The organism is Coleofasciculus sp. B1-GNL1-01, from assembly GCF_040220235.1.
Classification (GTDB): Bacteria; Cyanobacteriota; Cyanobacteriia; order Cyanobacteriales; family Coleofasciculaceae; genus Coleofasciculus.
Genome location: NZ_JAVJTO010000094.1, coordinates 91226 through 117203, shown reverse-complemented (window position 1 = coordinate 117203; position 25978 = coordinate 91226). Strand labels below are relative to the sequence as shown.

24 protein-coding genes and 1 pseudogene are annotated in these 25978 nt (G+C 44.2%); 6 read left to right on the top strand and 19 right to left on the bottom strand.

All coding sequences use genetic code 11. The features are described 5' to 3' along the window. Positions 1-126 (top strand): annotated as a pseudogene (locus RID53_RS23385) (IS630 family transposase); the annotation flags it as partial. On the opposite strand, the gene RID53_RS23380 reads toward RID53_RS23385, so the two are convergent. From RID53_RS23380 to RID53_RS23330, 11 genes are all read right to left on the bottom strand, one after another. Next, positions 116-3814 carry a two-partner secretion domain-containing protein gene (locus tag RID53_RS23380; RefSeq protein WP_446390384.1) on the bottom strand — a complete coding sequence of 1233 codons (3699 nt, stop codon included), beginning with the start codon at positions 3812-3814 and terminating at the stop codon, positions 116-118. The pseudogene RID53_RS23385 and the gene RID53_RS23380 overlap by 11 nt on opposite strands. Positions 3815-4047: 233 nt before the next feature. Further along, the gene (locus tag RID53_RS23375; RefSeq protein ID WP_446390383.1) at positions 4048-4467 is read right to left on the bottom strand and encodes a retroviral-like aspartic protease; all 420 of its coding nucleotides are present in this window, start codon (positions 4465-4467) and stop codon (positions 4048-4050) included. Further along, positions 4460-4720 (bottom strand): hypothetical protein, encoded by a 261-nt coding sequence (locus RID53_RS23370; RefSeq protein ID WP_446390382.1) that lies wholly within the window; start codon positions 4718-4720, stop codon positions 4460-4462. The genes RID53_RS23375 and RID53_RS23370 overlap by 8 nt, the downstream gene beginning before the upstream one ends. A gap of 249 nt (positions 4721-4969) precedes the next feature. Next, the gene (locus RID53_RS23365; RefSeq protein WP_446390381.1) at positions 4970-5230 is read right to left on the bottom strand and encodes a DUF4926 domain-containing protein; all 261 of its coding nucleotides are present in this window, start codon (positions 5228-5230) and stop codon (positions 4970-4972) included. A gap of 111 nt (positions 5231-5341) precedes the next feature. Continuing rightward, positions 5342-5671, bottom strand: coding sequence for a helix-turn-helix domain-containing protein (locus tag RID53_RS23360; protein WP_446390380.1), 330 nt, complete (start codon positions 5669-5671; stop codon positions 5342-5344). After that, entirely contained in the window at positions 5655-6053 is a 399-nt protein-coding gene (locus RID53_RS23355) for a type II toxin-antitoxin system RelE/ParE family toxin (RefSeq protein WP_446390379.1), read from the bottom strand. Before RID53_RS23355 ends, RID53_RS23360 begins: the two co-directional genes overlap by 17 nt. A 91-nt stretch (positions 6054-6144) precedes the next feature. Further along, on the bottom strand, positions 6145-6618 hold the full coding sequence (locus tag RID53_RS23350; RefSeq protein ID WP_446390378.1) for a YbjN domain-containing protein: 474 nt from the start codon (positions 6616-6618) through the stop codon (positions 6145-6147). Between the two features lie 86 nt (positions 6619-6704). Then, entirely contained in the window at positions 6705-6950 is a 246-nt protein-coding gene (locus RID53_RS23345; protein ID WP_446390377.1) for a hypothetical protein, read from the bottom strand. 299 nt (positions 6951-7249) lie between these two features. Next, positions 7250-7663: a hypothetical protein gene (locus RID53_RS23340; RefSeq protein WP_446390376.1), complete on the bottom strand. Its 414-nt coding sequence runs from the start codon at positions 7661-7663 to the stop codon at positions 7250-7252. Beyond that, the gene (locus RID53_RS23335; RefSeq protein ID WP_446390375.1) at positions 7660-9261 is read right to left on the bottom strand and encodes a hypothetical protein; all 1602 of its coding nucleotides are present in this window, start codon (positions 9259-9261) and stop codon (positions 7660-7662) included. Before RID53_RS23335 ends, RID53_RS23340 begins: the two co-directional genes overlap by 4 nt. A 114-nt stretch (positions 9262-9375) precedes the next feature. Beyond that, complete coding sequence (locus RID53_RS23330; RefSeq protein WP_446390374.1) at positions 9376-13488, bottom strand: hypothetical protein; 4113 nt, start codon at positions 13486-13488, stop codon at positions 9376-9378. A 21-nt stretch (positions 13489-13509) separates the two neighbouring features. Here RID53_RS23330 and RID53_RS23325 point away from each other — a divergent pair, with 21 nt between their 5' ends. Then, positions 13510-13653 carry a hypothetical protein gene (locus tag RID53_RS23325; RefSeq protein ID WP_446390373.1) on the top strand — a complete coding sequence of 48 codons (144 nt, stop codon included), beginning with the start codon at positions 13510-13512 and terminating at the stop codon, positions 13651-13653. A gap of 27 nt (positions 13654-13680) precedes the next feature. Here RID53_RS23325 and RID53_RS23320 read toward each other — a convergent pair whose 3' ends face one another. Both RID53_RS23320 and RID53_RS23315 read right to left on the bottom strand, forming a co-directional pair. Further along, positions 13681-14124 carry a hypothetical protein gene (locus RID53_RS23320; RefSeq protein ID WP_446390372.1) on the bottom strand — a complete coding sequence of 148 codons (444 nt, stop codon included), beginning with the start codon at positions 14122-14124 and terminating at the stop codon, positions 13681-13683. Positions 14125-14197: 73 nt separating this feature from the next. Continuing rightward, a complete protein-coding gene (locus tag RID53_RS23315; RefSeq protein ID WP_446390371.1) occupies positions 14198-15454 on the bottom strand; it encodes a hypothetical protein in 1257 nt (418 codons plus the stop codon). Between the two features lie 64 nt (positions 15455-15518). Between RID53_RS23315 and RID53_RS23310 the strand changes: the two genes are divergently transcribed. Together RID53_RS23310 and ribBA are read left to right on the top strand one after the other, a co-directional pair. Continuing rightward, complete coding sequence (locus RID53_RS23310; protein ID WP_446390370.1) at positions 15519-15707, top strand: hypothetical protein; 189 nt, start codon at positions 15519-15521, stop codon at positions 15705-15707. A 104-nt stretch (positions 15708-15811) separates the two neighbouring features. Beyond that, the gene (gene ribBA, locus RID53_RS23305; RefSeq protein ID WP_446390369.1) at positions 15812-17461 is read left to right on the top strand and encodes a bifunctional 3,4-dihydroxy-2-butanone-4-phosphate synthase/GTP cyclohydrolase II; all 1650 of its coding nucleotides are present in this window, start codon (positions 15812-15814) and stop codon (positions 17459-17461) included. A gap of 256 nt (positions 17462-17717) precedes the next feature. Here the strand turns inward: ribBA and RID53_RS23300 are convergent, their stop codons facing one another. Both RID53_RS23300 and RID53_RS23295 read right to left on the bottom strand, forming a co-directional pair. Continuing rightward, positions 17718-18953 carry an RNA-guided endonuclease InsQ/TnpB family protein gene (locus RID53_RS23300; RefSeq protein ID WP_446390368.1) on the bottom strand — a complete coding sequence of 412 codons (1236 nt, stop codon included), beginning with the start codon at positions 18951-18953 and terminating at the stop codon, positions 17718-17720. Between the two features lie 198 nt (positions 18954-19151). Next, complete coding sequence (locus tag RID53_RS23295; RefSeq protein ID WP_446390367.1) at positions 19152-19880, bottom strand: hypothetical protein; 729 nt, start codon at positions 19878-19880, stop codon at positions 19152-19154. A gap of 136 nt (positions 19881-20016) precedes the next feature. On the opposite strand from RID53_RS23295, the gene RID53_RS23290 reads away from it, so the two are divergent. Then, complete coding sequence (locus RID53_RS23290) at positions 20017-21636, top strand: DUF2079 domain-containing protein (protein WP_446390388.1); 1620 nt, start codon at positions 20017-20019, stop codon at positions 21634-21636. Positions 21637-21924: 288 nt separating this feature from the next. On the opposite strand, the gene RID53_RS23285 is transcribed toward RID53_RS23290, so the two are convergent. Further along, positions 21925-22050, bottom strand: a complete 126-nt coding sequence (locus tag RID53_RS23285) for a hypothetical protein (protein ID WP_446390366.1) — start codon at positions 22048-22050, stop codon at positions 21925-21927. 659 nt (positions 22051-22709) lie between these two features. On the opposite strand from RID53_RS23285, the gene RID53_RS23280 reads away from it, so the two are divergent. Beyond that, on the top strand, positions 22710-23315 hold the full coding sequence (locus RID53_RS23280) for a hypothetical protein (protein WP_446390365.1): 606 nt from the start codon (positions 22710-22712) through the stop codon (positions 23313-23315). 183 nt (positions 23316-23498) lie between these two features. Here RID53_RS23280 and mtnC read toward each other — a convergent pair whose 3' ends face one another. From mtnC to RID53_RS23265, 3 genes are all read right to left on the bottom strand, one after another. Further along, positions 23499-24206, bottom strand: a complete 708-nt coding sequence (mtnC, locus tag RID53_RS23275) for an acireductone synthase (RefSeq protein WP_446390364.1) — start codon at positions 24204-24206, stop codon at positions 23499-23501. After that, positions 24203-24865: a methylthioribulose 1-phosphate dehydratase gene (gene mtnB, locus RID53_RS23270; protein ID WP_446390363.1), complete on the bottom strand. Its 663-nt coding sequence runs from the start codon at positions 24863-24865 to the stop codon at positions 24203-24205. Before mtnB ends, mtnC begins: the two co-directional genes overlap by 4 nt. A gap of 141 nt (positions 24866-25006) precedes the next feature. Continuing rightward, positions 25007-25966, bottom strand: coding sequence for an MDR/zinc-dependent alcohol dehydrogenase-like family protein (locus RID53_RS23265; protein WP_446390362.1), 960 nt, complete (start codon positions 25964-25966; stop codon positions 25007-25009). Between the last annotated feature and the right edge of the window lie 12 nt (positions 25967-25978).

The following is a 25978-nucleotide window of genomic DNA, read 5'->3' as shown; positions in this document are numbered from 1 at the left end:
AATCGGCTTTTTGAATCCATTGAAGAGTTAGAATCTTTGTTGCATCAACTTTTAAATGAAGACAAGCTAGTTATTAATTGGGGGCGGAAACTGAAAAATAAGGGTAATGCTCTTATCACAGTTTAAATGCATAACAGCTTACTGAGCCATTAGTAGCGCTTAGAGTGTTAGTGTTGATACTGCCCGTATCACTATTTAACGTGATTCCTTCACCTTCAGAGGTAACGTTAGCGATATCAATGTCATTATTGGCAAAAAGATTCACTACATTGCCAGATACATCATCAGTGCTAATCTGATTCCCGGCGGTTAGCTGTACTGAGCCATTAGTAGCGCTTAGAGTGTTAGTGTTGATACTGCCCGTATCACTATTTAACGTGATTGTCCCACTTTCAGAGGTGATGTTGCTAACGATAATTTCATTATTCGCTATAAAGTTCACGAGTCCATCATTAGTGTTTAAGTCACCTTGGATATCAATGCTGTTAGCTGTGATACTAAAACCTTCTGACCCACTGGTTGCAATTGTTGAGGCGGCTGTTACCTGATTAGCACTTTCGATATTGATTTGACCTAAATCAATTGTTCCTAGAGAATCTTGAGTCCCTATAGCATCATTAAAATTGATATCTCCAGATCCAGCAATTAGGGTTAGGTTGAAGGGAGGAGTGTCAGTATCATCAGGAAAGTTATCATCTGACGCCGCACTGGAAAGAGTTTTGCCAAAAATAATATTGCCTGATGTTCCCGTATCTTCCGTATTAAACGTTGTGTCTAATGTTACATCAGTTAGCAAAATTACATGACCCGCAAATTCAATGGAACCTCCAGTCGTTGTAATTACACCTGCCACCTGGGTTTGTTCGGCATTGATAAATAAACTGTTGAAAACTGTGGTTGAGTTGCCAATTAAGTTAGCGCTTCCTGTGACATCATCGCCAATAATTAAATTCTCTAAAGAGTTAACATTCCCCACGTCACCGTTAAAGAAAACTCCCCCCATACCTGGGTTAACATTGAGACTTTGCTCATTGTTGAGTTGACCATTAACATTACCATTAAAGGTAATATCCCCGCCTTGCCCTGAACCCGTGCTGAGAACGACCAAATCTGTACCAATCCACACACTATTTTCTATGGGATTGGGAGTGTTACCGACAATGATATCCTGACCATCTGTGGTGATATTGGCATTCAAGGTTGTGTTAGCACTGTTGAGTTCGATTGAAGCATTTCCTGTTCCTGTAATATTTCCATCAACAGTAATTGAACCTTGAGGAGACTGAATTTTTACCGAATTATCAAAAGTCACATCATTAATAGTGATTGAGCTAGAACTATTCTCTTGACCAATAATAATCGGATCAAACCCATCCAATGCCTCAAGATCTGCTTCGGTGATATCAAAAGTGTCCAAACCGCTATCGGCTAAACCATTGATGGCAATCCCTTGGTTGGGTGTTGAAGGGCGAAGCTCAAGGACACCTGTACCAGTCACTGAATTAGCTCCGCCTTCAAAGTCAATCTCATTAGCTAGCAGGGTTAAATTATTTTCGGCTACAGCCAGAGTTGAATCAAAGCTAAGTGTAGCTGTACCTACATCAAATGTTGTATTCCCTGTTAATGATACGGGTTGATCAATAAACAAATCACGGTTGCCCGTAATAATACCACCAGCAATCTCTACTTGATCCGCGTTTATAATGTCGAGGCGATTTAGGGGATTCTCATTACCCACCCAATCTTTAAACTGAATTGTACCAGAGCCAGCATCAAGTTCTAGCTGATAATCTCCGTTCAGTGTGCCATCAAAGATAATATCACCTGTGTTAGTACCAGTGCTGAGATTTACATCATTTTTGAGAGTGACTGCACCATTGAAGGTGATTGAATCTCCACCGGAAGCGCCATCAGACAATATATTATTTTCCAGAGTGACTGCACCGTCGAGGGTGATACTTCCACCCTTACCTGTTTCGGAAAAAGATAATATCTCTCCATTCGATATGATAGATCCTGAGTTACTTTGCAGACTAACGGTTCCGCCATCGCCACCATTTACACTCGTTGCAAATACGTCAGCTATTCTAATATCACCCTCAGCTTCTAATGTGATATTGCCAGCCGTACCATCATTAGTAAATGTGGAGACTTCACCTGAACTAACATCAATAGAACCACCGCTGTTAATTGTAATATCTCCCGCATCCCCCGTTCGACCTGGACTTACAAATGAGCCAAGGCTAACTCTTATTGGGGGATCGTCAATGGTTAAGAAGTGACCTGTGGTTTTAATATCACCCCCAGCGTCTAATATTATTGGTCCCGCAATTTCGGGAATATTAGGAGGGGTAGCAGCAAACGTGGCTATACTTTCAACCGTGATGTCTCCCTTTTCTGCAATTAATATTAGTGCTGGGAAATTTCCAATAATAAATTCATCTGTACCAGGAGCCGCATTCGCAAAATTGGCATCTGGACTATTAATGACGATATCCCCATTAAACGTGATACTACCTCCAGCTTCTACTTTATAAGCTGGTCCCGTATAGCCAGCCGCAGAAAAGTCTCCATCTAACGAATCAATGGGATCATAGAGACTGATAAAATCCGTTGGTTCTCCAGATAAGTTAAGAATCGAGATATTACCACCACTGGTAAAGTGAGCATCTCTGGAAATCTTGCCATCACTCACTAAACTCAGATTTCCCCCACTCACAAATGGGGTGTCTGGATGATTCAGCGCCAGAATATCAATTCCATTATTCCCCTGAATATAAAGATTTCCTCCCGCTTGAGCTAAAAAAGGACTGGTTTGGTTATCCCTTACCAATACTGTATCCTGCGCCAACAGATTTAAATCCCCGGTTGTTACCAAAGAAGGTGCAACGCCTTCCCCAACCGGAACTAAGGTTATATCGCCTTCAGCCGATAACGTTGCTGTGTATCCTGTTACCTGATTAACAACAATATCTCCAGCTTCAGCTTCCACATCCGCCGCCGCGATTCCCGTCGCTTCAACCACACCGCCATTCGTCAACAATTCCGGTAACATTAACGGTTCAATTGCCAACAAATTCCCCTGATTATCTGTCGGTAATTCAACCTCCAAACTCAGAAGCTGTCCCTCTTGAGTCAACCGTACCCGACTCGTTCCCGGTACTGTCATCACTGAAATATTACCGTCTGGTGCTGTCAAATTCCCCGTACTCAGCACCCCGCCACCAATCAGCGAAAGATTCTGTCCTTCGGATACCTCTAAATCACCCGCATTAATAATCGCTCCGGGCTGCACCGTCTCAAACTTAAATCCATTCGGATTCCCAACTAAATTGCTGTAACTATTGCTACCAAATGCCTCAAACCATCTCCCCTGAAAACCAATCCCCGTCGCCGTGGTTGCGGTAAAATCACCCGTAACATTCAGCCGAGCATTTTCACCAAAAATAATCCCCGCCGGATTCATTAAAAATAGATTCGATTGTTCCCCTGTTACCTGAATCAACCCATTAATCAGCGACGGTTCACCATTCATCACCCGCCCTAAAATATTCTGAATCTCTGGATTCGACAAAAAGTTAGCAATTTGGTTGGTATCGAGTCCAAACTGCTCAAAACTATGAAACAGATTCACCCCATCTCCGGAAACTGTACCCCCTTGGATATCGTAGCGGTTTCCCTCAGAATTAACCGTGGTTCCTGTACCATCGGCGGCGGGGGTAATGGGTTGGGAGTAAGCAGGGGATTGAGCAATAGTAAAGGTTAATGCCAATCCTGCCAACAGCCGCCCCTGTCCTTGAGTGAAAATATTCATGGGGCATAGCAGATGTATATCTAAAATTATTTAAGCATAAATAATTAGCGGCTGTAAATAGGGTGCGCCTTTTCACCGTAGGTTGGGTTGAGCGTAAGCGAAACCCAACAGTCTAACCCGTTAGTGGTCTTACTTTTAAAACCTCTCTCCCACGCCAGCCCTCACCCCCAGCCCCTCTCCCAAGCTTGACACGGATGAAGCCTTGCGCCCCAAAGCTTGAACATCTGTTGTGTTCATTTGTCTATTGGACAAACCTCAAAAGCTAACTCATGGCGATAAAAACACACATTAAATTCCGCCAAAAAGTTTGTATGTCCCAGGATTACAGGCGCATCTCTTGATTGAGTCCAAGCAAATGCCAATAAGACAGGCGAAAACGGAACAATGATACCCGATACCACCAAGCCTCGTGCTTCGTGATCAGCTAAATTTCCACTTAACTGAATCGGAACAGTTTGCTCTTCCCAGACTGCCCCTAACTGTATACCAATCTCGTAAGGTAGAACATTGACACTTGCACCCGTATCTACAAGTGCCATTACCTCGACAGTGCAGCTTCTATTGACAAGAGTGATCGGCAAATATGGCATGACACTCGAAAGTCCAAGGCTATTTATGCGTTCAATGAACGGGAATCGTTGACCATTAAGCATTAGTTTCTCTCCGCGCCGCCACCAAAAGATCCGACAAGGCTTGAACACTTGCTTGATCTGCTTGAGGAGACCAGACAACGGCTTCTGTTGATGCCAATTGATTCAACAGTGCATTAGCTGAATCACTATTGTCCGCAGGTTCTAGACTGCATCCTTCCTCTTTAGCAACGGCAAGAAGCAGAAAATGGATAAGTCGAAGTTTATCTTGATGAGAGAGTTGACTAACAGTGGGTAAAAGTTCGCTGAGAGACATATTGCTTGTTTGAGAGGTTCAATACAGTTCTAGTCTAGTTGAAAGTAACCAAAGAGCGATATTGACATATCTTAGATTCAATGGTGGTGAAATAAGCATTTTGGGATCACCGAAATCTTTGATATACCGTAGGGTGGGCATTGCCCACCAATCTTATTGAGCGTGCCATTCTGATGAGGTTGAATTTCCCAATCCGTTGCTCAACCCAACCTAAAAAGGTAACTTTTAACGGCGTAAATCCTGCTCTTGTTAAGCCACTGAAAGTTCATAGTGCAGTATTAAAACTTCGTCTCGTTTCAATGTAGCCATTGCATATTCCCGCCCCTGTAAATCAGCAAACTCAACTAAATAGTGAGGTTCTTCCTGCTCATCATAAATATTGACAACTGTACCCACTTGTCCGACTGGCAAGTTTTCAAGCATTACATAGTCAGATTCAATTAAGTGCAACCGCTTCAAGGGAATCGGTTTTAGCGTTGCAATTGTATCCAGCAAATTCAGATTTTCCATGTCACTTGATAAATGCAGATATTAAACGCGGCTGTTGGTTTTTAGCCGTGATTTCCAAAATGGTTCGGAGGTATCTGTTCCTCAACCCCACTAACAAAAGTGACTCCAAAATCATGTCGCAACCACCCGTGTTTGCGCTTTTGAGCGAGATTGAGGTTTCGTTTTCACGAAAATCTCTACATCTTGCCCTAAAGCATTCAAGCAGCGAAACAAACTGACAATGGAAAAGTTGGATAACTTGCCATGGATTAGAGCAGATACTTGGGATGGTTCAATCCCTAAAACTTCTGCGGCTTCAGTTGGGTTCAACTGTTGCTGAGTAATCATACGGCTAATCTTATATGCCAGTTCAGCTTTCACCAACAATTCATCAGAATTCTCTAAACCCAAATCGGCAAAAACATTCCCACTACTGGCTTGCACACTAATCTCCTGAGTCATCTTTTTCTCCCTTTTGCTGCTGACGATAGTTTTCGGCGTAATGCTCTTTGGCTCGTTTTAATCTTGCTTCAATCAACTCAATCTCTTGCTTTGGCGTAGCAATTCCTTGTTTGGATTTCTTTTGAAAAGCGTGTAAGACATAAACGACGCCAGCGAGTTTCACGGTATAAACGGCTCGGTAAGTGTCTTTATCAAAATTTTCCACAACTTCAAGCACCCCAGCTCCCTTAAATCCTTTGAGGGGTTTAGCTGAAGGATGCTTTTCACCACATTGAGCCAAGTACAAAGCATAGCCAACGACTTGCTGAACCTCCTCTGGAAAAGTTTTCAAATCTTCAAGAGAGCTTCCTACCCATTCAACGGGTTTCAACGATAAACTCATACCTCAACAGAGATTCCATACTGATCATAATCCATAACTTTTTCCTGTCCTTGTCAAGGGGAAGGTTAGGCAGGGGTCAAACTATCCTCAACTATGGCAAATCGTGAATCGCATCGGCTGGCGATACTCCCCCCTTCGTGACAGCGATGATACCAGGGAGGTATTCATCCATCATGTTTACATTGGTGTAAACCAACTGTTTGATAGTGTCTGAATCAAGCGAGTGATTTTTGACATTGGTGCTAGTTTTGTAACGAATCTCCCCATCATCGAAATTTAACTCAAAATTGCCGATAATCATGCCATAATTGGCTCTCGATAGAAACTCTCCTACAGCTCGACGCTTAGATTTGGGAATTTTAATCGGGCATAAGCAGTAGAAGATAAACTGCTGCTGTGATTCTATCGCTTGGGCATAACAGTCGTATTGGTCATTTTTTCCCTTAAACGCTAGGCGTAAGGCTGACTGTTTTTCTAGGTGGGCATAGTGCCAATTGTCTTCTGTGAAAAAATTGACGATGGCGGCAAAAATCGGTTGTGTTGAGGGAATGTCTTCAGGTGTCACATTGGGAGTTTTCCTGTAATTGCATCGCCAAAAGACTAATATAAGGGTTGATGGATTGCCAATTTAGTTGATTTTACAAGTAACCCTTAAGGATTGTCCTTGTTTTCTTTAAAGTTGACAATTTCTTCAGGGGCGGAGTGAATTATTTTTATCACCTCCAAAGCCAAATCAGCCATTTCTTTAGCGCGGGGGTCTGGCATTAATTTTAATTCAATTAACTCATTGAGTAGTTTGGCGGATTGAATACCCGATTTTAACAAAGATTCTTGATATTCTTGTTGTAATGTTTTAGAGGAATTTGGGGTCTGATTTTGGTTGGTTTGATTTTCCATAATTATCCCTATTAATCAACTTATATGAGCATAATATGTTTATATAGCACTACGCAGACACGTTAGGACATCAGTCAATCCCAGTAATGACCTGATAACAGGCAAGAGAGAACTTTAGGAATGTCCTAACCTGCCTTGGTAAGGCTATATAGCATTTTTATGTGAAATGTAAACAAGCAAACCTTGCCCAGTAAGGCTTTCAGTGCTTTGGCTGTACACGAATCATTTAAAAACACTATAGATTTTAAAATATTATACCATGTGTCTATAAAACATATCTTCGATTGTAATAATTTAGCCTACAGATCATCACTTAAACTTGCTGACACCACAACACAATCGCTAATCCAGACTTGCAAGCCAAGGGGATCGAAATCTAGTGGGGTTTGGACATCGCCATCTTCGTACAAAACACCAGTCCCGACTTCATCAGGTTCTACTTCTAGAATCTCGATTAACTTGGTTTGAGAAATTCCTATAAGATTAATACCCTTAAAATAAAGCTTTTCGTAAGTAGCAACTGCAACAACAATTCCATCTTCAACATAAATGCTGATATTCTCGTCTGGAACTTTATATGTTTTCCATCCAATTGTAGCATTATCATCACTTAAGAAAACTCCAATGTTATTAGTGTATATTTCAATTGGAGTATTAAACTTAATTAAGCCAAAACTTTTGTTTGGAATCCATGTCCAATTTTCTAAACTCATCGCTTTATTCCTTTACTGTGTTCTTCGCCTTTTTTCTTTTTTTGCGCGGCTTCTCTAATATTTTGAATTTTTTTCTTAATTTTTTTAGCTTCTTTTTTAGTAGCAGTTTTTAACTGTTCTTCTAACTCTTTAATTTGATCCTCTGCTTTAGATAGAGCCCTGCCGCCATCGCCATGCTTCTCATTTTTACTACTGTCTCTAGAACGCTTTTCCGTTGAATCAGTATATTTATCTGTGATCTTGTGCTCACTGGCTATCATGTGGATAGAATAATGACCGGGAACTCCTTTAGAACGTGCTTCAAAGCGTTTAATCCAACTGAACTTAGCCTTGACCGTTGCATTTAACAATCCAATCAATGCAGGAGCCGGGGTATCGATAGCATCATTGCTTTCTGTAATAGTTTTAGATGCTGCTAGTGCAGCGGGCAACTCAGCAGCTTTATCACCTGCCTTAGCAGCATCGCCAGCTTTATCACTTGCCTTAGCAGCATCACTAGCTTTATCACCTGCCTTAGCAGCATCGCCTACTTTGTCAGCAGTTTTTACGGCATCACTAGCTTTATCACTGGCTTTAGCAGCGTCACTTACTTTATCGGCAGCTTTGACGGCATCACCTACTTTGTCAGCAGTTTTTACAGCATCACTAGCTTTATCACCTGCCTTAGCAGCATCACCTACTTTGTCGGCAGCTTTAACAGCATCGCCAATCTTATCAGTGGCTTTGGCAGCATCACCTACTTTGTCGGCAGCTTTAACGGCATCGCCAATCTTGTCGGCAGCTTTAATATATTTACCAGCTTTACCCAAAGCCGCAACATCACCAATACCCGGAACAGCCGCAACTAGGGAAAAAGCAGCATTTCCCCAATCTCCTTCTAAGGCGTACCAAATACCATTAATACCATCGGCAATAGCACCAAATCCTGGAATAAATCCAGCAACATCTAAAATTCCATGTCCCCAAGCACTAATAGCTGAATAATTTTCACTGCACCATTGACTTACATCACCCCAGCGATCCTGAACCCAATTCCACCCTTGACTGACTTGTTCTCCAGCCCAAGCTAAACCTTGTGATATATTCTCACTTGCCCAACTACCAACTTCACCCGCCTTATTCTTCGTCCAATCCCAACCCGCTTTAATCCCATCACCTGCCCATTGGAGAGCATTACCACCTAATTCTCCTAGCTGTTGGACGCCATTCCACGCTTGAGAACCTTTTTCCTTAACAAAATTACCAACAGCCGAACCTGTTTCTTGTAGCCAATTTAACCCTTGAGAACCTTTTTCCTTAACAAAATTACCAACAGCCGAACCTGTTTCCTGTAGCCAATTTAAGCCTTGAGAGCCTTTCTCCTTGACAAAGTTACCAACAGCCGAGCCTGTTTCCTGTAGCCAATTTAAACCTTGAGACCCTTTCTCTTGTGTCCAACTCGTTGCACCCGAAGCCTTGTCAGATAACCAGTTTAAACCTGCGGAACTTTTCTCTTGTATCCAACCGGTTGCACCCGAAGCTTTGTCAGATAACCAACTGAATGCACCTGAACTCTTTTGTTGTACCCAACTCTTCGCACCAGAAACCTTATCTCCCAACCAGGAAACAACGTTATTAGCTTTGCTTTGAACACCGGAAACTACCGAACTGACTTGACCACCGAGCCATTCTAAAATTGAGCTTCCTTTAGACTGGATAGTTGAAACAGCACTTTATCCTTTTGCCTCTAACCCACTGACAAAAGAACCTGCCTTTTCCCCAACGGCGTTAACTGCACTGCTTCCCTTTTCGGTGAGCCAATTTTTAGCCGTCTCACCTTTTTCTTGCATCCAGTTAAACGCACTGGTTCCCTTTTCAGTCAGCCAAGATGTCGCATTATTCGCCTTATCAGCCACAAAGGTTTCGGCGCTACTGACTTTTTCACCCATCCAAGAGGTGGCGCTGTTGGCTTTTTCACCTATCCAAGAATTAGCACCATTAACCTTCTCTCCCAGCCAACTAAAGGCTCCTCCAGTTTTCTCATCAATCCATGTCCCCGCACTATTGGCTTTTTCCGATAACCAATTCGTTGCGGCTCCAGCTTTTTCAGTAGCAAAACTGGTGGCATTATTAACCTTTTCTCCCACCCAGGATTGAGCTTCCCCAACTTTACCCTGGAAGCTTGTCCAGCCTTCTGAGGCTTTACCTGTTAAGGTTGTCCATTTCTCATTTAAATAATCCCCTGCACTGGTGACAGACTGGTCAACCGATGTTTTAACTTGTTCTCCCTGTTGTTGCAGTTGTGTACCAACATCCTGGGCTTTTTGGCTAATTCCTTGCCATCCCTGTTCAACTCTTTGCGTGACAGGAGCTACCTTGCCTTCAATATTAGTACAGGCTGATTCAACTTCTGTTTGGAGGGTTTCCAATTCAGCTTGTAAAGCTTGCCCATTACCTAACCCTTCTGCTGGTTTGACTCCGGCTGATGTGTCATCAAGTTTAGCTTGTAGAACTTGACCATTTCCTTGTCCTTCTGCTTGTTTTGCCCCGGCGGAAGCTCCATTAAGTTTAGCGATAAAGTTTTGAGCTTTCGCCATGTATGTCTGGGAAAACTGCTGGGCTTCTGTTTCTACAGCAGTCATTTCCGTTGTGGCACTATTTTCTAAATCAGTCCAATTACTTTCAATCTCACCTTTGCCTTCAACGGCTTTACTTTCCAGATTGGTAACTTTATCAGCAACTTCTGTTTCAACTTGTTGCTCTTTAGCCGTCGTTTCTTGTTTTAAGCCAGTTTCTTCCCCTTGTAACTCAGAAGCTTGGGTTTGGGCATCGGTTTGGAGTTCTGTACCTTTGGCTTGACTCTCGGCTTCAACTTCAGTTCCTTTGGCTTTGACTTCTGACTGAAGTTCAGTTCCTTTCGTTTGTTTATCAGCTTCGAGTTCAGCCGCTTTAGCTTGTTTATCGGCTTCTAATTCATTCCCTTTAGCTTGTTTATCAGCTTCGAGTTCAGCGGCTTTAGCTTGTTTATCAGCTTCTAATTCATTCCCTTTAGCGTCTTTAGCGCTATCTAATTCATTGCCTTTGGTTTCTTTATCAGCTTCTAACTCACTGCCTTTGGTTTCTTTATCAGCTTCTAACTCATTACCTTTGGTATCTTTGTCTGCATCCAGCTCACTACCCTTGGTTTGCTTGTCATTATCTAACTGATTCCCTTGCTCTTGTTTTGTCCCATCAACTTGAGATTTTTTACTATCGTAATCACTTTGTACCTCATTCTTCTTCCCAGCAGCATCACCTTGAAGGGAATCAAAAATACCTTTTGCCCAATCAAAGGGATTTTCCAGTAAATCGCCTTGAACAACTTGTCCTGATTTAACCTGTTGTTCATCAACTGGCTTAACGGCTACATTACTTTCAGCACCTTTGGCTGCAACCGCTGGTTCTGCGGATTGAACCGCTTCCTCAACATTCTGTTCTGTCTCGTCTTTTTCAACTTCAGGGGTTTCAGGTTCTTGAGGTTCGGGTTCTTTGGCTGTCGGTTCAGGTGCTTCCTGAACTTCTGCTTCCGGTTGAGGTTCAGTTTCCGGAAGGGCTTTGTCTTCGGGTTGTACTTGGGGTTGTTCGGGTTCGGCTGGTTCTGGAGGTTCAGTAGTCGCCGACTCAAGAGTATCTTCTTGGCTAGGTTCAGCCGGAGTAACCTCTGCTGCTTTGTCTTCTACGGCGGGAGTTTCAGCCGCGCCATCTTTAACTGTAGGAGTTTCTGTCGTAGGAGGAGTTTCTATCGCAGGTTTCTCAATTTGCTCAACTTGCGGCTGAGGTAAGGGTTCAGATTTAGGTGCATTTGTCCCAGGTGGGGGAATCGCCGCAATTTTTTGTTGGGCTTGTTGTAATACTTGTTCTAAAGCGGCTTGGGGTTCTTGACTCGGATCAACAGTTTGAGCAACATTTTGATCAGTATTATCCATCTGATCCTGTTGCTGTTGCCACATAGCCGTTAAAGATGTCCCCTGATTAGCTTGAGTTAAATCAGGGGTTTGGATACTTCCAGCACCCGTATTGGCTGTTTCCGTATTAGCCGGAGTTTCAGTGGCTTTTTCCTGGGGTTGAGTTTTCCCTTCAGTATCAGTCGGTGCGGATTCAGCTTCGGGTTGAGGCGCAGTACCTTCTGTGTCTGGTTTAGCTTCTTTTGTGGGTGCTGGGGTAGCTGGGGATTCCGTTGAACTATCTTGTGCTTTGGATTTGGCTTCAGGTTTCGGTGCTGGCGTGACTTCGGGTTTACTCGTATTCCCTTGTGCTTCCGGTTGGGTTTCTTTTGTGGGTGCTGGAGTAGCTGGGGATTCAGTTGGACTATCTTGTACTTGGGATTTAGCTTCAGGTTTTGGCGCTGGCGCAACTTCCGGTTGAGTTTCACTACCTTGTGCTTCTGGTTTCGCGTCTGTGGTGGGTGCTGGTTGAGCAGGTGGCTCGATTTTTGCTTGGGGTTGATTGACAGATTGGGGTTCAGCCGGAGCAGGTTTTTGTAATTCTTGAGTCTCTGTCTCTGTAACTAACGGCTTCTTGGCTTCTGCAATATCTGGTGAAATTTCCGTTGGCTGAGATTCTTCACCTGTGGCTGTTTGAGCATTAGGCGGTGGAACTTCTTTAGCTGGAAGTGGCGGTGCTTTCTTGTCTACGGATATTGGAGACGGATTTTTGTTGGATGTAGTTAGAGACTCTTGCTCCTCAATTGTCTTAGCTTGTAGCGTCGGAGTGAGGTTATCTCCCTGTAACGATAATGGGTTTTTATTTAAACCCCTAGCACCTGCTATGTCAGCTTTCGCCTGGATGGTTCCGGTGTGCGTTTCCTCTTCTTCTTTCTTCTTCTGTTCCTGCTCACAGGCGGAACATGAGCGCTGAACGGTTTCTGACTGACTTGATGGTTGAACATTAAACCGATTTAATCCATTGAAGACAGAATGAGTTCTCTGTTCTATTTTGGGGTGATACTGTTCTAACCCATCCTGAAGTACATTCCTCTGCACCGGAGGAGACTCTTTCCCTTGAGTGTTAACGGGAATATTCAGCAAATTAGAACTCAAACGAGATGCTCTTTCCCGTTGAGCTTGTAAATTCGGTTTTTGGGATGGCTGTTTTCCACTGTCTGCTGCTGATGGTTCAGAAGAGGTGACAGCTTCTCCTTCTACTTCTTTCTCTGGGGATTCGGGATTCTGTGATACATTTTCTTCTGAACCTTCCTCTCGCTGAATCGTCTCCTCTCCCTGCTCTGAAGTTGTCTCAGCCTCTGGCATTGACGGTGGTTCTTTTCCTGGAGCATTGATAGGAATATTCAGCAAATTGGAACTCAAACGCGATACTTTTTCGAGTTGAGCTTGTAAATTGGGCTTTGGGGATGGGTTGTTTTCACTCTCTGCTGCTGAGGGTTGAGCCGGGGTGACAGCCTCTCCCTCTACTTCTGTATCCGGGGATTCTGGATTCTGTGATAATTCGGCTTCTGAACCTTCCTGGCGTTGAACCGTCTCTTCTTCCTGAGTCTCTGTCGCTTCCGCCTCGGAAACCTCTGGCTGTTGAGCGTTATCTTCTAACCCTGCATTAGCGGATTGTTCCTGTACAGGTTGCGGGGGTGGGGTTTGAGGGACATTAACCGGGACATTAAGACCGTTGTAACCGACAAAAGCCGACTGATCCAATTTCTGTTGCAAAAACGCCCTCTGTTCCTCCGGTGAGCGTCGCACCACAGGTTTTTTGGGTTTCGGAACTTTGAAACGGCGTCGCTGCAACGGATTGGTGTCGGACTTCCGACTCAAAGGTGAGAAATTTGGTTTGCGGATAGGTTCTCGGAAAGACATGACCAGAGGTTCCCCTGATTGATGCTGTTCTTTTCTGTCCTTCCCAGAAGGCGCGATCGCGTCTATGAGATGGGTAGCAGAAAATATCCTCAATCATACCCCCAAACAGGCGATCGCATTCTACCCCTATACAGAAAACTTAACCAACGGGCGATCGTTTTTTGAGAACAGGGAACAGAAAACAATAAGGGTTCAACGCTGATGCAATCTAGGTCTTTGCTCCTTTAAATAGCTAGGCGCTGGCACATCACTACGCGCATATACATGACGCTGCCATTTTTTTGTGTCTGGCTCATTTTCCCAGAAAAAAGTTCCTATATCACCAGAATATACCCAAACACGGTCATCCGCTCCCCACAAGAAATAGGTTGTATGACGTATATCAAATTGTTCATCTGATGTATACAAAATATTTTGCTCCTGATCTAATATTTTAAATTTTCGATAAGGAAGATCAGGGTTTTCATTACTTTCTATAACAAGAGTATATTTTCCTGATGGTGAAATAGCAGGTTCTTCTACTGTTGCAACTTCTGCTGGTAAAACCATAGCTTTTTCCTGGCAACTTGTTAAAACGATTAGTAAAACCAATAAATTATAAAATAGCTGTTTTAAATAAACTATTGTTTTGTTCATGGCCAACGCCTCTTTATTCTTATCGAGTAAGCTTTATAAGCACTCTATTTCAGGTGAATCATGAGTTATAATTTTAATTAAAGGGCCATCCTTCACTAGAAATTACATTTCCTGATGCATCAATTTCCACAATAGACTGGGAACTCCAAGTGATATGAATAGTATAGGGTTCTGCTCTTCCTAGAGTAATTCTCTCGGCAAATAAACTCTTGATATTGTCCGTTGTATACTGAGGATTAGGATCTATAACATCATTCCAAGTATAGGAAAGAGCTAAAGTTATAGTTCTTGTGCCACCTGCGTCAAAAACACTTGATGAAGTTCCTGTAATTTGAAAGTCTCCTACGTTGGCATTTGTCCCATGTAAATACTGATAGCCAACGATACTCTCTCCATTCTCAATACTTACATGAAACGTTTCAGAAATTTTTCCGGAACCTGTTCCCATGGTCTTAGCAAGCTCAAGCACCTTTGCCTGTAGTATCTGCTGCAAAGATTCATTTGCCTTCATATAACTAGACCAGTTGGGATCATTATTAATATGCCAGTCTCCACCTCCTGTAAGATAACGATACAATATAGATCGACCTGCCCAATCCGATTCTAAGTGTCCTCCCCCACCTGTGCCACCTTCTGGACGGCGGCGTCGCCTATCTGATTCAACTTCTCTTTCAGTTCGGCGCTCAGTTCTACGCTCACTTATTGATTTATCATGACCTAGTTGATTTCCTTGGTCTTTTCCTAGCCCATTCTGAAGCCCATTCCTCTGCACCACAGAAGACTCTTTCCTCTGGGTATTGACGGGAACAGTCAGCAAGTTGGAACTCAAACGCGATATTCTTTCCTTTTGAGCTTGTAAATTCGGTTTTGGGGATGGGTTGTTTCCACTCTCTGCTGCTGAGGGTTGAGCCGGGGTGACAGCAACTCCGTCTACTTCTTTCTCAGGGGATTCTGGATTCTGTGATAATTCGGCTTCTGAACCTTCCTGGCGCTGAACTGTTTCTTCTTCCTGAGTCTCTGTCGCTTCCGCCTCGGAAACCTCTGGCTGTTGAGCGTTATCTTCTAACCCTGCATTAGCGGATTGTTCCTGTACAGGTTGTGGGGGTGGGGTTTGAGGGACATTAACCGGGACATTAAGACCGTTGTAACCGACAAAAGCCGACTGATCCAGTTTCTGTTGCAAAAACGCCCTCTGTTCCTCCGGTGAGCGTCTTACCACAGGTTTTTTGGGTTTCGGAACTTTGAAACGGCGTCGCTGCAACGGATTGGTGTCGGACTTCCGACTCAAAGGTGAGAAATTTGGTTTGCGGATGGGTTCCCGATAAGACATGACCAGAGGTTCCCCTGATTGACGCTGGTCTTTTCTGTCCTTCCCAGGAGGCGCGATCGCGTCTATGAGATGGGTAGCAGAAAATATCTTTAAGCATACCCCTAAACAGGCGATCGCATTCTACCCCTATACAGAAAACTTAACCAACGGGCGATCGCCCTTTTCGACCAATACTCAAACTTACAATTTTTTGAGGAAGAGTCGCCATAACTTAACCCAACCCGCCCTTCTGGGGGAACTCTTGCATCTTTAGAATTCTCTATCTGGGTAAACGGGATACAATCGAAAAGTAACTTACTCTATAAATCTAGAGGGTCTAGCACTCGCGCTTTTGACGTGGAATCGCCTGAAACTGTTTTGTTTGAATTCAACTCGATAGATGAAGCCCTAGCCGATCTCAAAGCCGGTCGCGCTTTGGTTGTGGTTGACGATGAAAACCGGGAGAACGAAGGGGACGTAATTTGCGCTGCCCAATTTGCCACACCGGATATGATTAATTTCATGGCGGTGGAAGCCAGGGGCTTGATTTGTCTGGCGCTGATGGGAGAACGCCTCGATGCCCTCGATTTGCCATTGATGGTTACCAAAAATACCGATAGCAATCAAACGGCGTTCACGATTAGTATTGATGCAGCATCCCATTTGGGGGTGACAACGGGTATCTCGGCAGAAGATCGGGCGCGAACGATCCAAATTGCGATTAACCCCCACACTAAACCCTGTGATTTACGTCGTCCGGGTCATATTTTCCCGATCCGCGCTAGAGAAGGAGGGGTTCTCAAGCGGGCGGGTCATACGGAGGCGGCGGTGGATTTGCCGCGATTGGCAGGTTTATACCCAGCTGGGGTGATCTGTGAGATCCAAAATCCCGATGGGTCGATGGCGCGTTTGCCGCAGTTGATTCAGTATGCCAAACAGCATAATCTTAAACTGATTAGCATTGCCGATTTAATTAGTTATCGCCTGCAACACGATCGCTTCGTCTACCGGGAAACGGTGGCTAAATTGCCGACAGAGTTTGGCACGTTTAAAATTTATGGCTATCGCAATACCTTGGACAAAACAGAACATGTGGCAATTGTCAAGGGAGATCCGGAAACATTTCAAGACCAACCCGTGATGGTACGAATGCACTCGGAATGCCTCACAGGAGATGCCTTGGGTTCCCTGCGCTGTGATTGTCGTCAGCAACTGGAAGCCGCGTTAAAAATGATTGAGACGGCGGGTCAAGGGGTGCTGGTGTATTTGCGCCAGGAGGGACGAGGGATTGGTTTGGTGAATAAGTTGAAAGCCTATTCCCTCCAGGATATGGGATTGGATACGGTGGAAGCGAATGAACGCTTAGGATTTCCGGCGGATCTGCGGAACTATGGCATGGGGGCGCAGATGCTGAATGATCTTGGCGTCAAACAAATTCGCCTGATTACGAATAATCCACGTAAGATTGCTGGATTAAGGGGATATGGGATTGAGGTAGTCGATCGCGTCCCCCTGCTGATTGAATCCAATGACTATAACTCGATCTATTTGGCAACCAAGGCACAAAAATTAGGACATCTGTTGCTACAAACCTATTTAGTCACCGTGGGAATTCAGTGGTTAGATGCGCCGCAACCCGTGACGGAACGGTATGAACGGCTGGAAAAACTGCGACATTTAGCGGAAAGCCATAACCTATTGTTACAGGAAGAAGCGCGTCCGGTGGCGATCGCCTTATTTGGGAAACCGTCTTTAATCGTTCACCTGGGCTTTGATCAAGCGAACCTGGCAGAACCCGACTGGTACAAGGATAGCCATCATCCTTACTGCGTTGCGATCGCGAAAATCTTAGATACACTCAGCACTTGGTCGCAACTGGGACGCCTAGAATTTCTGGTTTCTACCGGGGTCGATCCTCTGATTAGTTTACAAGTTCAGCTTGATCGGCAAATGTACTCACTGAGTCAATGTCCCTCCCGTGTATTTGAACATTTAACCACGCAAAAAATCTACAGTTTTGAGCGGTAAGGGTTATTTGTCCTTTGTCATTTGTCCTTTGTCATTTGTTAAAGAGTTATTTAAGTATTCTTATGTAGCATTACTATAACCCGTTGTCAACCCGTATTTTTGACGATTTATGGAAACTAGAGCCAGGAAATTACTGAATTTTACGGATTTTTGATCGGTGTCCTTGAACCTAAAATAGAAATCAAACAGAAAATGCTGAGTCTCTCCCGGTAAGCTATTGATAGCTACCGGGGGATTTTGTTTGACACTCCCCCGGTTAAAACGCGGGGGATTCTTCCGTCACAGGGAGGCAGAGTTTAACGTCTTCCAGGACGGAACCTTTACCCTCAGAAAGCTTACCTACCGTGTGTCCCACGGCTACGACTCCTCTGATTTCTACTACCTGAGCAGATGCTACATCTCTATCGCAGGTGTACCCACAGAATTGGCATTTATGTACCCGTTGAGAAAGCTTCTTTTTGCCTGTATCCTCTAAGCAATTAGGGCAAGTTTGACTTGTTCCCTTTGCGGGTACTTTCTGGAAGTACACACCCCGTTTAAAACAGCACGCTCGAAGGACATCTAAGAACTGACCCCAACCCGCATCCAGGCAATGTTTAGCTAAGAAGCCTTTACCTAGTGCTTTTAGGTTGAGTTGTTCAGCGAATATCATATCAGCCCAATCACATAAGTTATGGGCTAGTTCCCAGTGATAGTTTTTACGGGTATTAGCAATCCGCTCATGTAGCTTTGCTACCTTGGCTTGTGCTTTGGCTCGATTGTTTGACCCAAACTGTTTACTAGCTACCTTTTTTTGCAGCGATTTAAGCTTGCTCTCTAGTCGCTTAAACGGTCGTGGATTGGGAAACGTTCGCCCATTGGACACGGCAGCAAAATGCATTAAACCAACATCTATTCCTAGTGATGTGCCAGTCGGACTGATTTCCGGCACAGACACTTTCCATTGCAGGGTTAACTGTACATACCAGCCTGATGCACGTCTCACAATTCGTGCTTGTTTAATGATCGCATCGTCAGGTATAGGACGGGATTGATTGAATTTAACCAGCCCAATTTTAGGTAGTTTGATTCGATTCCCTTGGATGGGTTGTTTCCCTAAAGCAGGGAACACAAATGACCGCATCCGACCAGGTTTCTTGAACCGAGGGAACCCACGCCTATTTTTCCACATCCCCTCAAACGCTAACTGTAGCCGCTTAAGAGTCTGTTGTAATACCTGTGAGTGAACCTGCTCAAGTCCAGGGATATTCTTTTTGGCTTGGGTAAGGGCTACCGCTTGACTATTGTAAGTAGGAGCTGGTGTATCTGCTGGTATGATGTACTCGCTTTTGACTGAGCAAGCGTAACCCTTACATTTACGGCTATTAACCCAATCTTTTCGCTCACGAAGGGCATAGTTATAGACCTTACGGCATTGCTCTAGCCATTGTTGGAAAACGGCTACTTGAGCATTAGTTGGCTTGAGTTTAAACTCGTAAATTAAGGTAAACATTTGCTCGACCTCCTGCAATGTTTGATGATATTATACTACATTATTGGCTAAGTGCTATCAAAAAATAAACACTCGTAGCTAAAGCTACTTGGCTGGACGCTTCGCTCGGTTTCATCCCCCGGTTAAAACACGGGGGTTTTCACCTCCGCTAGTCGATAGACGCCAGGTGGGTATATATCTACGTTGTCGGTTGGGGATTTAAAACTGATGGTTGGCTAAACTAGCAGGATAGGATTGCGCCGAACGTTGGACAATACGACTATCAAGCTTTTGAGCAACATCGCCAACTTGAATTAATGGCATTTGTCCATTTACATACATCACCCCAGTGAACGCAATCATCCCACCTCGACGAAAGGTTGCCATGTCTAATTGTAGGGGTGTTCCTTCCATATCGATGCCTAAGGTAAAGCCTGTTGAGGTATCCGCCACGTTATTCAATTCGGGGAGGGGTTTGTATTCCAAAACATTGATTTCTCCCATCCCTTGCAATCGTTGCTTCAGTTGGCTAACCAGTAACTGTTGAATTTCGGGTTGTTGTAACTGCTGTACATTGGTATCAAAGTTTACCCAATCTTGTTCGCTAGATAGGGGACTGGTAAATCCTAGAACAATTTGAAAGCTTTCGGGATTGACAAAGGCGAATAAATTTTCTGGGTTCAGGTTGGCGTCCTGGAATTGCTGGGTTAACAGTCTAAATTGAGAGGCAAGTGAGGCGGTTAATTCGGGGGGAAGTTCCTGGAACCCCTCAGGTAAGTCTTCGAGTAACAGCTTGATATTGGTAGAGGTGGAGGCTTGGGAAAGGGTTTGGGGAACCGTTGAGGATGCAGGGGAGACTGGAGTTAGGGGTATATCAGCATGAACTGGATTGCCCGTGAATAGGATGCCACTCAACAAGCCTAAGCCTAAGGAAATTCTTTTGATCATCTTACAATCAGCAAGGGGACTGCCGCTATGGTAGCAAAATTAAGTAGTCCTTTGTCCTTTGTCCTTCGTTAGGATAATGTTCTCTGGGAAATAACTACGGGTATGATAGACGAATTATACAGCCGGACATACTATGATGCGATTTAAATTTTCTCAGGTATCTCTATCAAGGTTAGCGATTACGGCGGCACTCGCTTTTTTTTGTATGGCTTTAATTTTAGGCTTACATCGACACTATACGTTTTATTCCTCCTACGACCAAGGTATTTTTAATCAAGTCTTCTGGAATAACCTGCATGGACGTTTTTTTGAGAGTTCTTTATCCTCGCAACTTTCAACGAATGTGGTTCATCAGGGGGAGGTTCCTAGGGTTGATTATCATCGGTTGGGACAACATTTTACGCCAGCGTTGTTACTTTGGTTACCCCTGTATGCGTTATTTCCTACACCCGCCACGTTAACTGTATTGCAGGTAACATTCGTCACGGTGGCGGGTTTAGTTCTGTATGTTCTCGCACGAGAGTATCTGGAACCACCGTTAGCCGGGATGATTACGGTTAGCTTTTACTGTGCGAATGCGGTTATTAGTCCAACCTTATCGAACTTTCACGATATTTCCCAGATTCCTCTATTGGTTTTCGGATTGTTGCTAGCGATGGAAAAACGCTGCTGGTGGCTGTTTTGGCTATTAGCTGTGTTACTTTTAGCCGTGCGCGAAGATGCGGGAATCGGCTTGTTTGGTGTGGGGGTGTACTTAATCCTGAGTCGGCGCTATCCCCGGATTGGGTTAGCGATTTGTAGCTTAAGTTTTGGTTATATAATTCTGCTGACGAATCTAGTGATGCCGTTATTTTCTCAGGATATTTCCCAGCGGTTTATGATGGAACGATTCGGTCAATATGCTTCAGGGGATGAGGCGTCTACGTTAGAGATTATCTGGGGAATGGTGAGTAATCCGGGGCGGGTGTTGGTGGAATTGGTGACACCGTTTGGTCGCACGTTGAATTATTTATTGGGGCAATGGTTACCGTTGGCGTTTGTACCCGCGATTTCACCCGCCTCTTGGATGATAGCGGGATTTCCTTTACTCAAGTTATTTTTAGGTAAGGGGGAATCGGTACTGGCAATTAATATTCGCTATGCGCTTACGGTGGTGCCAGGGTTGTTTTATGGGGCGATTCTCTGGTGGTCAAAGCATCAAGATTTCTATAAGCGATCGCGCTTTCGATATTTTTGGATTTTTTGTCTGAGTTTGACGCTATTTTTCTCCTATACATCTAGCGCTTCGGCGTTAAATCGTGCCTTTTATTTTATGTTACCGGATTCCTTTGACCCCTGGGTACATATCTCATTACCCCAACAGTGGAACCATGTGCAACAAATGCGTCCTTTAGTTTCCCAAATTCCACCGGATGCCAGTGTTTCGGCGACAACTTATATTATTCCTCATCTCTCTAGTCGCCGTGAAATTATCCGCTTACCGGATTTAAGCTTACGCAATGATCAGCAAGAGGTCATTACTGTAGATTATATTATTGCTGACCTTTGGCGATTGCAGCAATATCAGGTGGCGTTTGATCAGGAACGAGGACTTTTGAAGTCGCTGGTATCGCTAATTGATCAGGTAACGGCAAAGCAAGAGTATGGCATTATTGGCTTTGAAGATGGGGTGATTTTATTGCACAAAGGGGTAAACTCTAATTCCGATGCCATGGGAAAATGGTTGGTGTTTCAAAAACGGTTGGTTCACCGTTGATCGAGATAAAAAGTCTGATGCAGGATATCGTTGACATTCTCACCGACCTAAAAGGATCGGTGATTCCCTACAAGTCAAACAGGGATAACTGAATGTACTTTTGTCAAATTCCTTCCTGTAGGGGCGACCCGCTTGGTTTAATTAACAACACCACTCTATTCAATGCGATCGGGTCGCCCTGTCCTCAATTTAAAGCGAAGACCGCGCAACTGTATAAAGAGAATTATTTGGGTTGAGTCGCTGTGCGATCGCACCCTATTTCTTCCCTACCATCCAGTCGCTGGTTCCTCAATTTGTTGACTCAAGCAGAGATTCGATGATCTGTGTCTTATGCGATCGCACTTCCTCTAATTCCTGGCGAGTTGCATTCCCATTCCCCCCAGTTGTCCCTTTTTGATTAAGCCTCAGATGCATGAAAATGGTTATTTGTCAATTTTGCCTCGATCTGAGTTGAGAAAATTGGGTAATGTAAGATACTTGTCGTGTTTCAATTTTGCCGCAGCGACACGGGAAAAATTAACGTATTTATAAGGCTTTGAAGCGTTTAAAGTTAAAAATTTACCATAAAAATAACACAATACAGGATTAAGTTAACATTGTACTACAACCTCAAACCCTGATCAAATCAGGATTGACCCGTGACGTTTTCTGCCCTGTTAAGTTTGATGAACTTTAAATGATTAAAACGCAAGCCTAAAGCCTAAAAGTTTTCCTTATCTCAATCAGGTGGTGGAAATAAACAGGTGCAGACTGGGGAGTGATGCTTCCCCGTCTTCCTGGGAGTGGGAAGAAGTGAGGGAATAAGGGGGAAACGTGCGATCGCGTTGCTTGGATCGGGATAGATACGATTGGGCGATCGGGTCTTACTATATAGATAAGATCAAGCAACCATAGACCCTTTATTCATCCCGGATACCACAACCCAAACCCCGATAATTTTCCTGTAGGGGCGACCCGCTTGGTTTAATCAACAACACCATTCCATTCAATGCGATCGGGTCGCCCTGTCCTGGCTTTGTTTTGGATTTATCTACGTTCTGAGGTATGAACGGATTTGATTAGATAGGATAATCATGCCATACAGTCAATTCACCACGCTTGCTAAAGCCAAAGAAGCCTTCAATCTCACGACAGCAGAAGGGATTCGATTTTTGCCGGAAATTGACCCAGTTCAACCTAGTTCTACCTTAGCCGCCATTCTGGACGAAAATCTCCCTCTCGCTGTAGCGACAGGAAGTGAGAAAGCCAGATCTGAATTAATTATTAGCCCAGTTTTAGTGGAAGTACGGCGCATTTTGAACCGTCAAATTAGTTTATTTTCTGGCGAAGACTTTAACGTCGATGAATCACTGGGACTTAATGGACGTTGTGACTTCCTGATCAGTCGTTCCCCCGAACTTTTAGACATTGAAGCCCCGGCGGTTGTGATTGTGGAGGCGAAACAAGCTAATCTTAAATCGGGAATTGGTCAATGTGTGGCGGAAATGGTGGCTGCCCAGAAATTTAATATCGCTAAGGAACAACCGCTTCAATGTATCTATGGTACAGTTAGTAATGGTAACCAATGGCAATTTCTTAAATTAGAAGCCACTACTGTCACGATTGATTTAATCGTTTATCCTCTACCACCCGTTGAGCAAATTTTAGCCTTTTTGGTGTGGATGATACAGCAGGAATAAAGGCAGAAAGCAGAAGACAGCAGCTAGAGGGCAGGGTGAAAAGCGTTTAATGTAGTAAGCTTTCAGCCGGAAATTTATTTCCTGGCATCTATCATAAATTGTAGGGGGTGATGCAAACGTTGATGGCGCTAAAGCGCAACTACAAGCGCAACTACAAGCGCAACTACAAGCGCAACTACGAACTTAGGAGATAAATGATACCTCTTGAAAGGATTCTACTTCGGGTACGTCAGACCAAGATTCGGTTCCCTCTCGCTTGACATGAATCACTTGCAACCCTTTTTGTCGCGCTGCAACTAATTCCGCTGGAACGTCGGAAAAGAAGACGATTTGATTGGGGGCTAGTTCTAAACTATCGATAATCTTCTCGTAACTCATCGCTTCTTTTTTACTCCCCGTGGTTAAATCGAAATAGTTAGCAATGAGTGGGGTGAGATCTCCCTCTACGGTGTGGCTGAAAAACATTTTTTGAGTGGCAATTGACCCAGAGGAATAAATGCCTAATTTTAACCCCGATCGCGCCCAGTCTTCTAACTGAGGCTTGACATCGGGATAGAGATGTGATTCAAATGCCCCTGTCTCGAATCCGTTTTTCCAGATGAGTCCTTGAATCGATTTCAGGGCGGGATGTTTGCGATCGCTATCAATCCAGTGGAGTAAAGTGGCGATCGCGCCCTCTAAATCAATGTCTTGTCCTTGTTCGGCTTTAACCGTTTGCTTGGTCAACTCAATCGCCTCAACTACCTCATCTAAATTCTGATGGTTTAATACAAACTGGTCTAACCGTTCTCTGGAGTAAGGAAACATCACCTTATGGACAAATTGAATATCCGAGGTTGTGCCTTCAATATCCAACAAAATATAGTTGATATCAGTGAGTTTAACAGTCATCCAATCCTTAACTCCAATAAACGGCACTCGAACAGAAATTCCCAGGCTTCAACATGACGTTTCGCCGCCTGAATCGTGTTTCCCCAGGTATATAATCCATGACCCGCGATCGCGAAGCCAAATAACTCATCACTCCTGGCTAAATAGTGAGCCAAATTGTTCGCAAATTCTACCATGTTTTGGGAATTGGGGAAAATCGGCAGCGTTACGGTTGTATCATGGGTGTCAATTCCATCAAAGGCTTTTTTAATTTCATAGCCAGTAAAGGTTATTTGACTGGGATGGGTAAAATCTGTTCCTAATCCAGCATATTTCATTGACAACACTGTAGACGCCGGGGAATGGGTATGCAGGACACATTCAATCGGTTGCCAGTTATAAAGACTCAGGTGAATTAAGGTTTCGGCTGAGGGTTTTGCCTGTTTTGGTTCAATGGCTTGACCTCGTTCGTCGATGAGCATGAAATGATTGGGTTTAAACTGGCTTTTATCCTGTCCAGACCGGGAAATGACAAAGGCTTTTTGTTCCTGATCCTTAACGAACGAGAAATTAGAACTGGTGGCGGGTGTCCAACCGCGATTGGCAAAAAAACGAATAACATTGGTCAATTCGATCGCCTTCGCCCTTGTCTGTTTATCTGCTAACCATCCGATTTGCACCCGACTTGACCCTCCCTATTTTTATCCTGAACACTCATCCTAAGTAGGTTGATGAAAATAAACTTAACTCTATTAAGGTTGTAAATAGTCCTCAAACCCTTACGAATGACAAAGGACATAAGACATAAGACATAAGACCAACTACTCATTACTCATATCCAATAAAACCTTTAACACGCCCTTAGTTTTTGCCTGTTCAACTGCTTTAAGTCCCTCTCGTAACGGATAATGACCCTGAATCAGCGGTTTCACATCCACCTGTCCTGACGCCAGTAACTCAAGGGCGGGGGCAAACGGACCACAACGGGACCCAATTAGGGTAATTTCGTCTACAACCAGAGAGGAAGCATCAAAGGTTAACTGACCCGCATACGTACTTTTCAGGACTAAAATACCTCGTGGACGTAAAGCGCGGCGGGCGAGTTCAAATCCAGCCGGATTCCCCGTACACTCTACAGCAATATCAAACGATCGTTTGGCGATCGCATCGGCGAATCCCACATTAATCCCGCGTGCCGATAAATTTGCCAACTTATGCCGATGACGCCCCACCACTAACAAGTCACATCCGGTTAGGGCAAGGGTTTGGGCGACTAATTGTCCCAGTTTCCCATCGCCCACCACCAACACTCGTTCCGTCGAACTCACCCTGACTTGCTGCTGAATTTCCAAGGCGGCGGCGACAGGTTCGGTAAACGTCGCTAAATCTGTGGGTAAATTATCGGGGACTCGATGCAAGTTCTCGATGGGTAAACTAAGATACTCAGCAAACGCCCCATGACGGTTGGCAATTCCGAGTACGGTGCGGTTTTCGCAGTGGGTTGATTGTCCACTTTGACAATAGTGACATTGCCCACAGACGGCGTTAATCTCGCCAACAACTCGTTGTCCCTGTAACTCAGTCGATCCTTGTTCAACAACACCAACGAACTCATGCCCTAAAATACCTTTATAGGGGTAATAGCCTCGAATTAATTCCAAGTCCGTGTTACAGATACCCGCCTGCACAACTCGCACCAAGGCTTCTCCCGGTGGGGGCTGCGGAATGGGAACGTCTTGGCGGAGTTGCAGTTGGTTGTTTTCCAGCCAAAGTGCTTGCATTAGGATTAATTT

Excerpts from the sequence above, each read along its gene's own strand:
- RID53_RS23380 (WP_446390384.1), bottom strand. The coding sequence starts at position 3,814 with ATGAATATTTTCACTCAAGGACAGGGGCGGCTGTTGGCAGGATTGGCA.
- RID53_RS23375 (WP_446390383.1), bottom strand. The coding sequence starts at position 4,467 with ATGCTTAATGGTCAACGATTCCCGTTCATTGAACGCATAAATAGCCTT.
- RID53_RS23370 (WP_446390382.1), bottom strand. The coding sequence starts at position 4,720 with ATGTCTCTCAGCGAACTTTTACCCACTGTTAGTCAACTCTCTCATCAA.
- RID53_RS23365 (WP_446390381.1), bottom strand. The coding sequence starts at position 5,230 with ATGGAAAATCTGAATTTGCTGGATACAATTGCAACGCTAAAACCGATT.
- RID53_RS23360 (WP_446390380.1), bottom strand. The coding sequence starts at position 5,671 with ATGACTCAGGAGATTAGTGTGCAAGCCAGTAGTGGGAATGTTTTTGCC.
- RID53_RS23355 (WP_446390379.1), bottom strand. The coding sequence starts at position 6,053 with ATGAGTTTATCGTTGAAACCCGTTGAATGGGTAGGAAGCTCTCTTGAA.
- RID53_RS23345 (WP_446390377.1), bottom strand. The coding sequence starts at position 6,950 with ATGGAAAATCAAACCAACCAAAATCAGACCCCAAATTCCTCTAAAACA.
- RID53_RS23340 (WP_446390376.1), bottom strand. The coding sequence starts at position 7,663 with ATGAGTTTAGAAAATTGGACATGGATTCCAAACAAAAGTTTTGGCTTA.
- RID53_RS23330 (WP_446390374.1), bottom strand. The coding sequence starts at position 13,488 with ATGTCTTTCCGAGAACCTATCCGCAAACCAAATTTCTCACCTTTGAGT.
- RID53_RS23325 (WP_446390373.1), top strand. The coding sequence starts at position 13,510 with ATGCTGTTCTTTTCTGTCCTTCCCAGAAGGCGCGATCGCGTCTATGAG.
- RID53_RS23320 (WP_446390372.1), bottom strand. The coding sequence starts at position 14,124 with ATGAACAAAACAATAGTTTATTTAAAACAGCTATTTTATAATTTATTG.
- RID53_RS23315 (WP_446390371.1), bottom strand. The coding sequence starts at position 15,454 with ATGTCTTATCGGGAACCCATCCGCAAACCAAATTTCTCACCTTTGAGT.
- RID53_RS23310 (WP_446390370.1), top strand. The coding sequence starts at position 15,519 with ATGAGATGGGTAGCAGAAAATATCTTTAAGCATACCCCTAAACAGGCG.
- RID53_RS23300 (WP_446390368.1), bottom strand. The coding sequence starts at position 18,953 with ATGTTTACCTTAATTTACGAGTTTAAACTCAAGCCAACTAATGCTCAA.
- RID53_RS23295 (WP_446390367.1), bottom strand. The coding sequence starts at position 19,880 with ATGATCAAAAGAATTTCCTTAGGCTTAGGCTTGTTGAGTGGCATCCTA.
- RID53_RS23290 (WP_446390388.1), top strand. The coding sequence starts at position 20,017 with ATGCGATTTAAATTTTCTCAGGTATCTCTATCAAGGTTAGCGATTACG.
- RID53_RS23285 (WP_446390366.1), bottom strand. The coding sequence starts at position 22,050 with ATGCATCTGAGGCTTAATCAAAAAGGGACAACTGGGGGGAATGGGAAT.
- RID53_RS23280 (WP_446390365.1), top strand. The coding sequence starts at position 22,710 with ATGCCATACAGTCAATTCACCACGCTTGCTAAAGCCAAAGAAGCCTTC.
- mtnC (WP_446390364.1), bottom strand. The coding sequence starts at position 24,206 with ATGACTGTTAAACTCACTGATATCAACTATATTTTGTTGGATATTGAA.
- RID53_RS23265 (WP_446390362.1), bottom strand. The coding sequence starts at position 25,966 with ATGCAAGCACTTTGGCTGGAAAACAACCAACTGCAACTCCGCCAAGAC.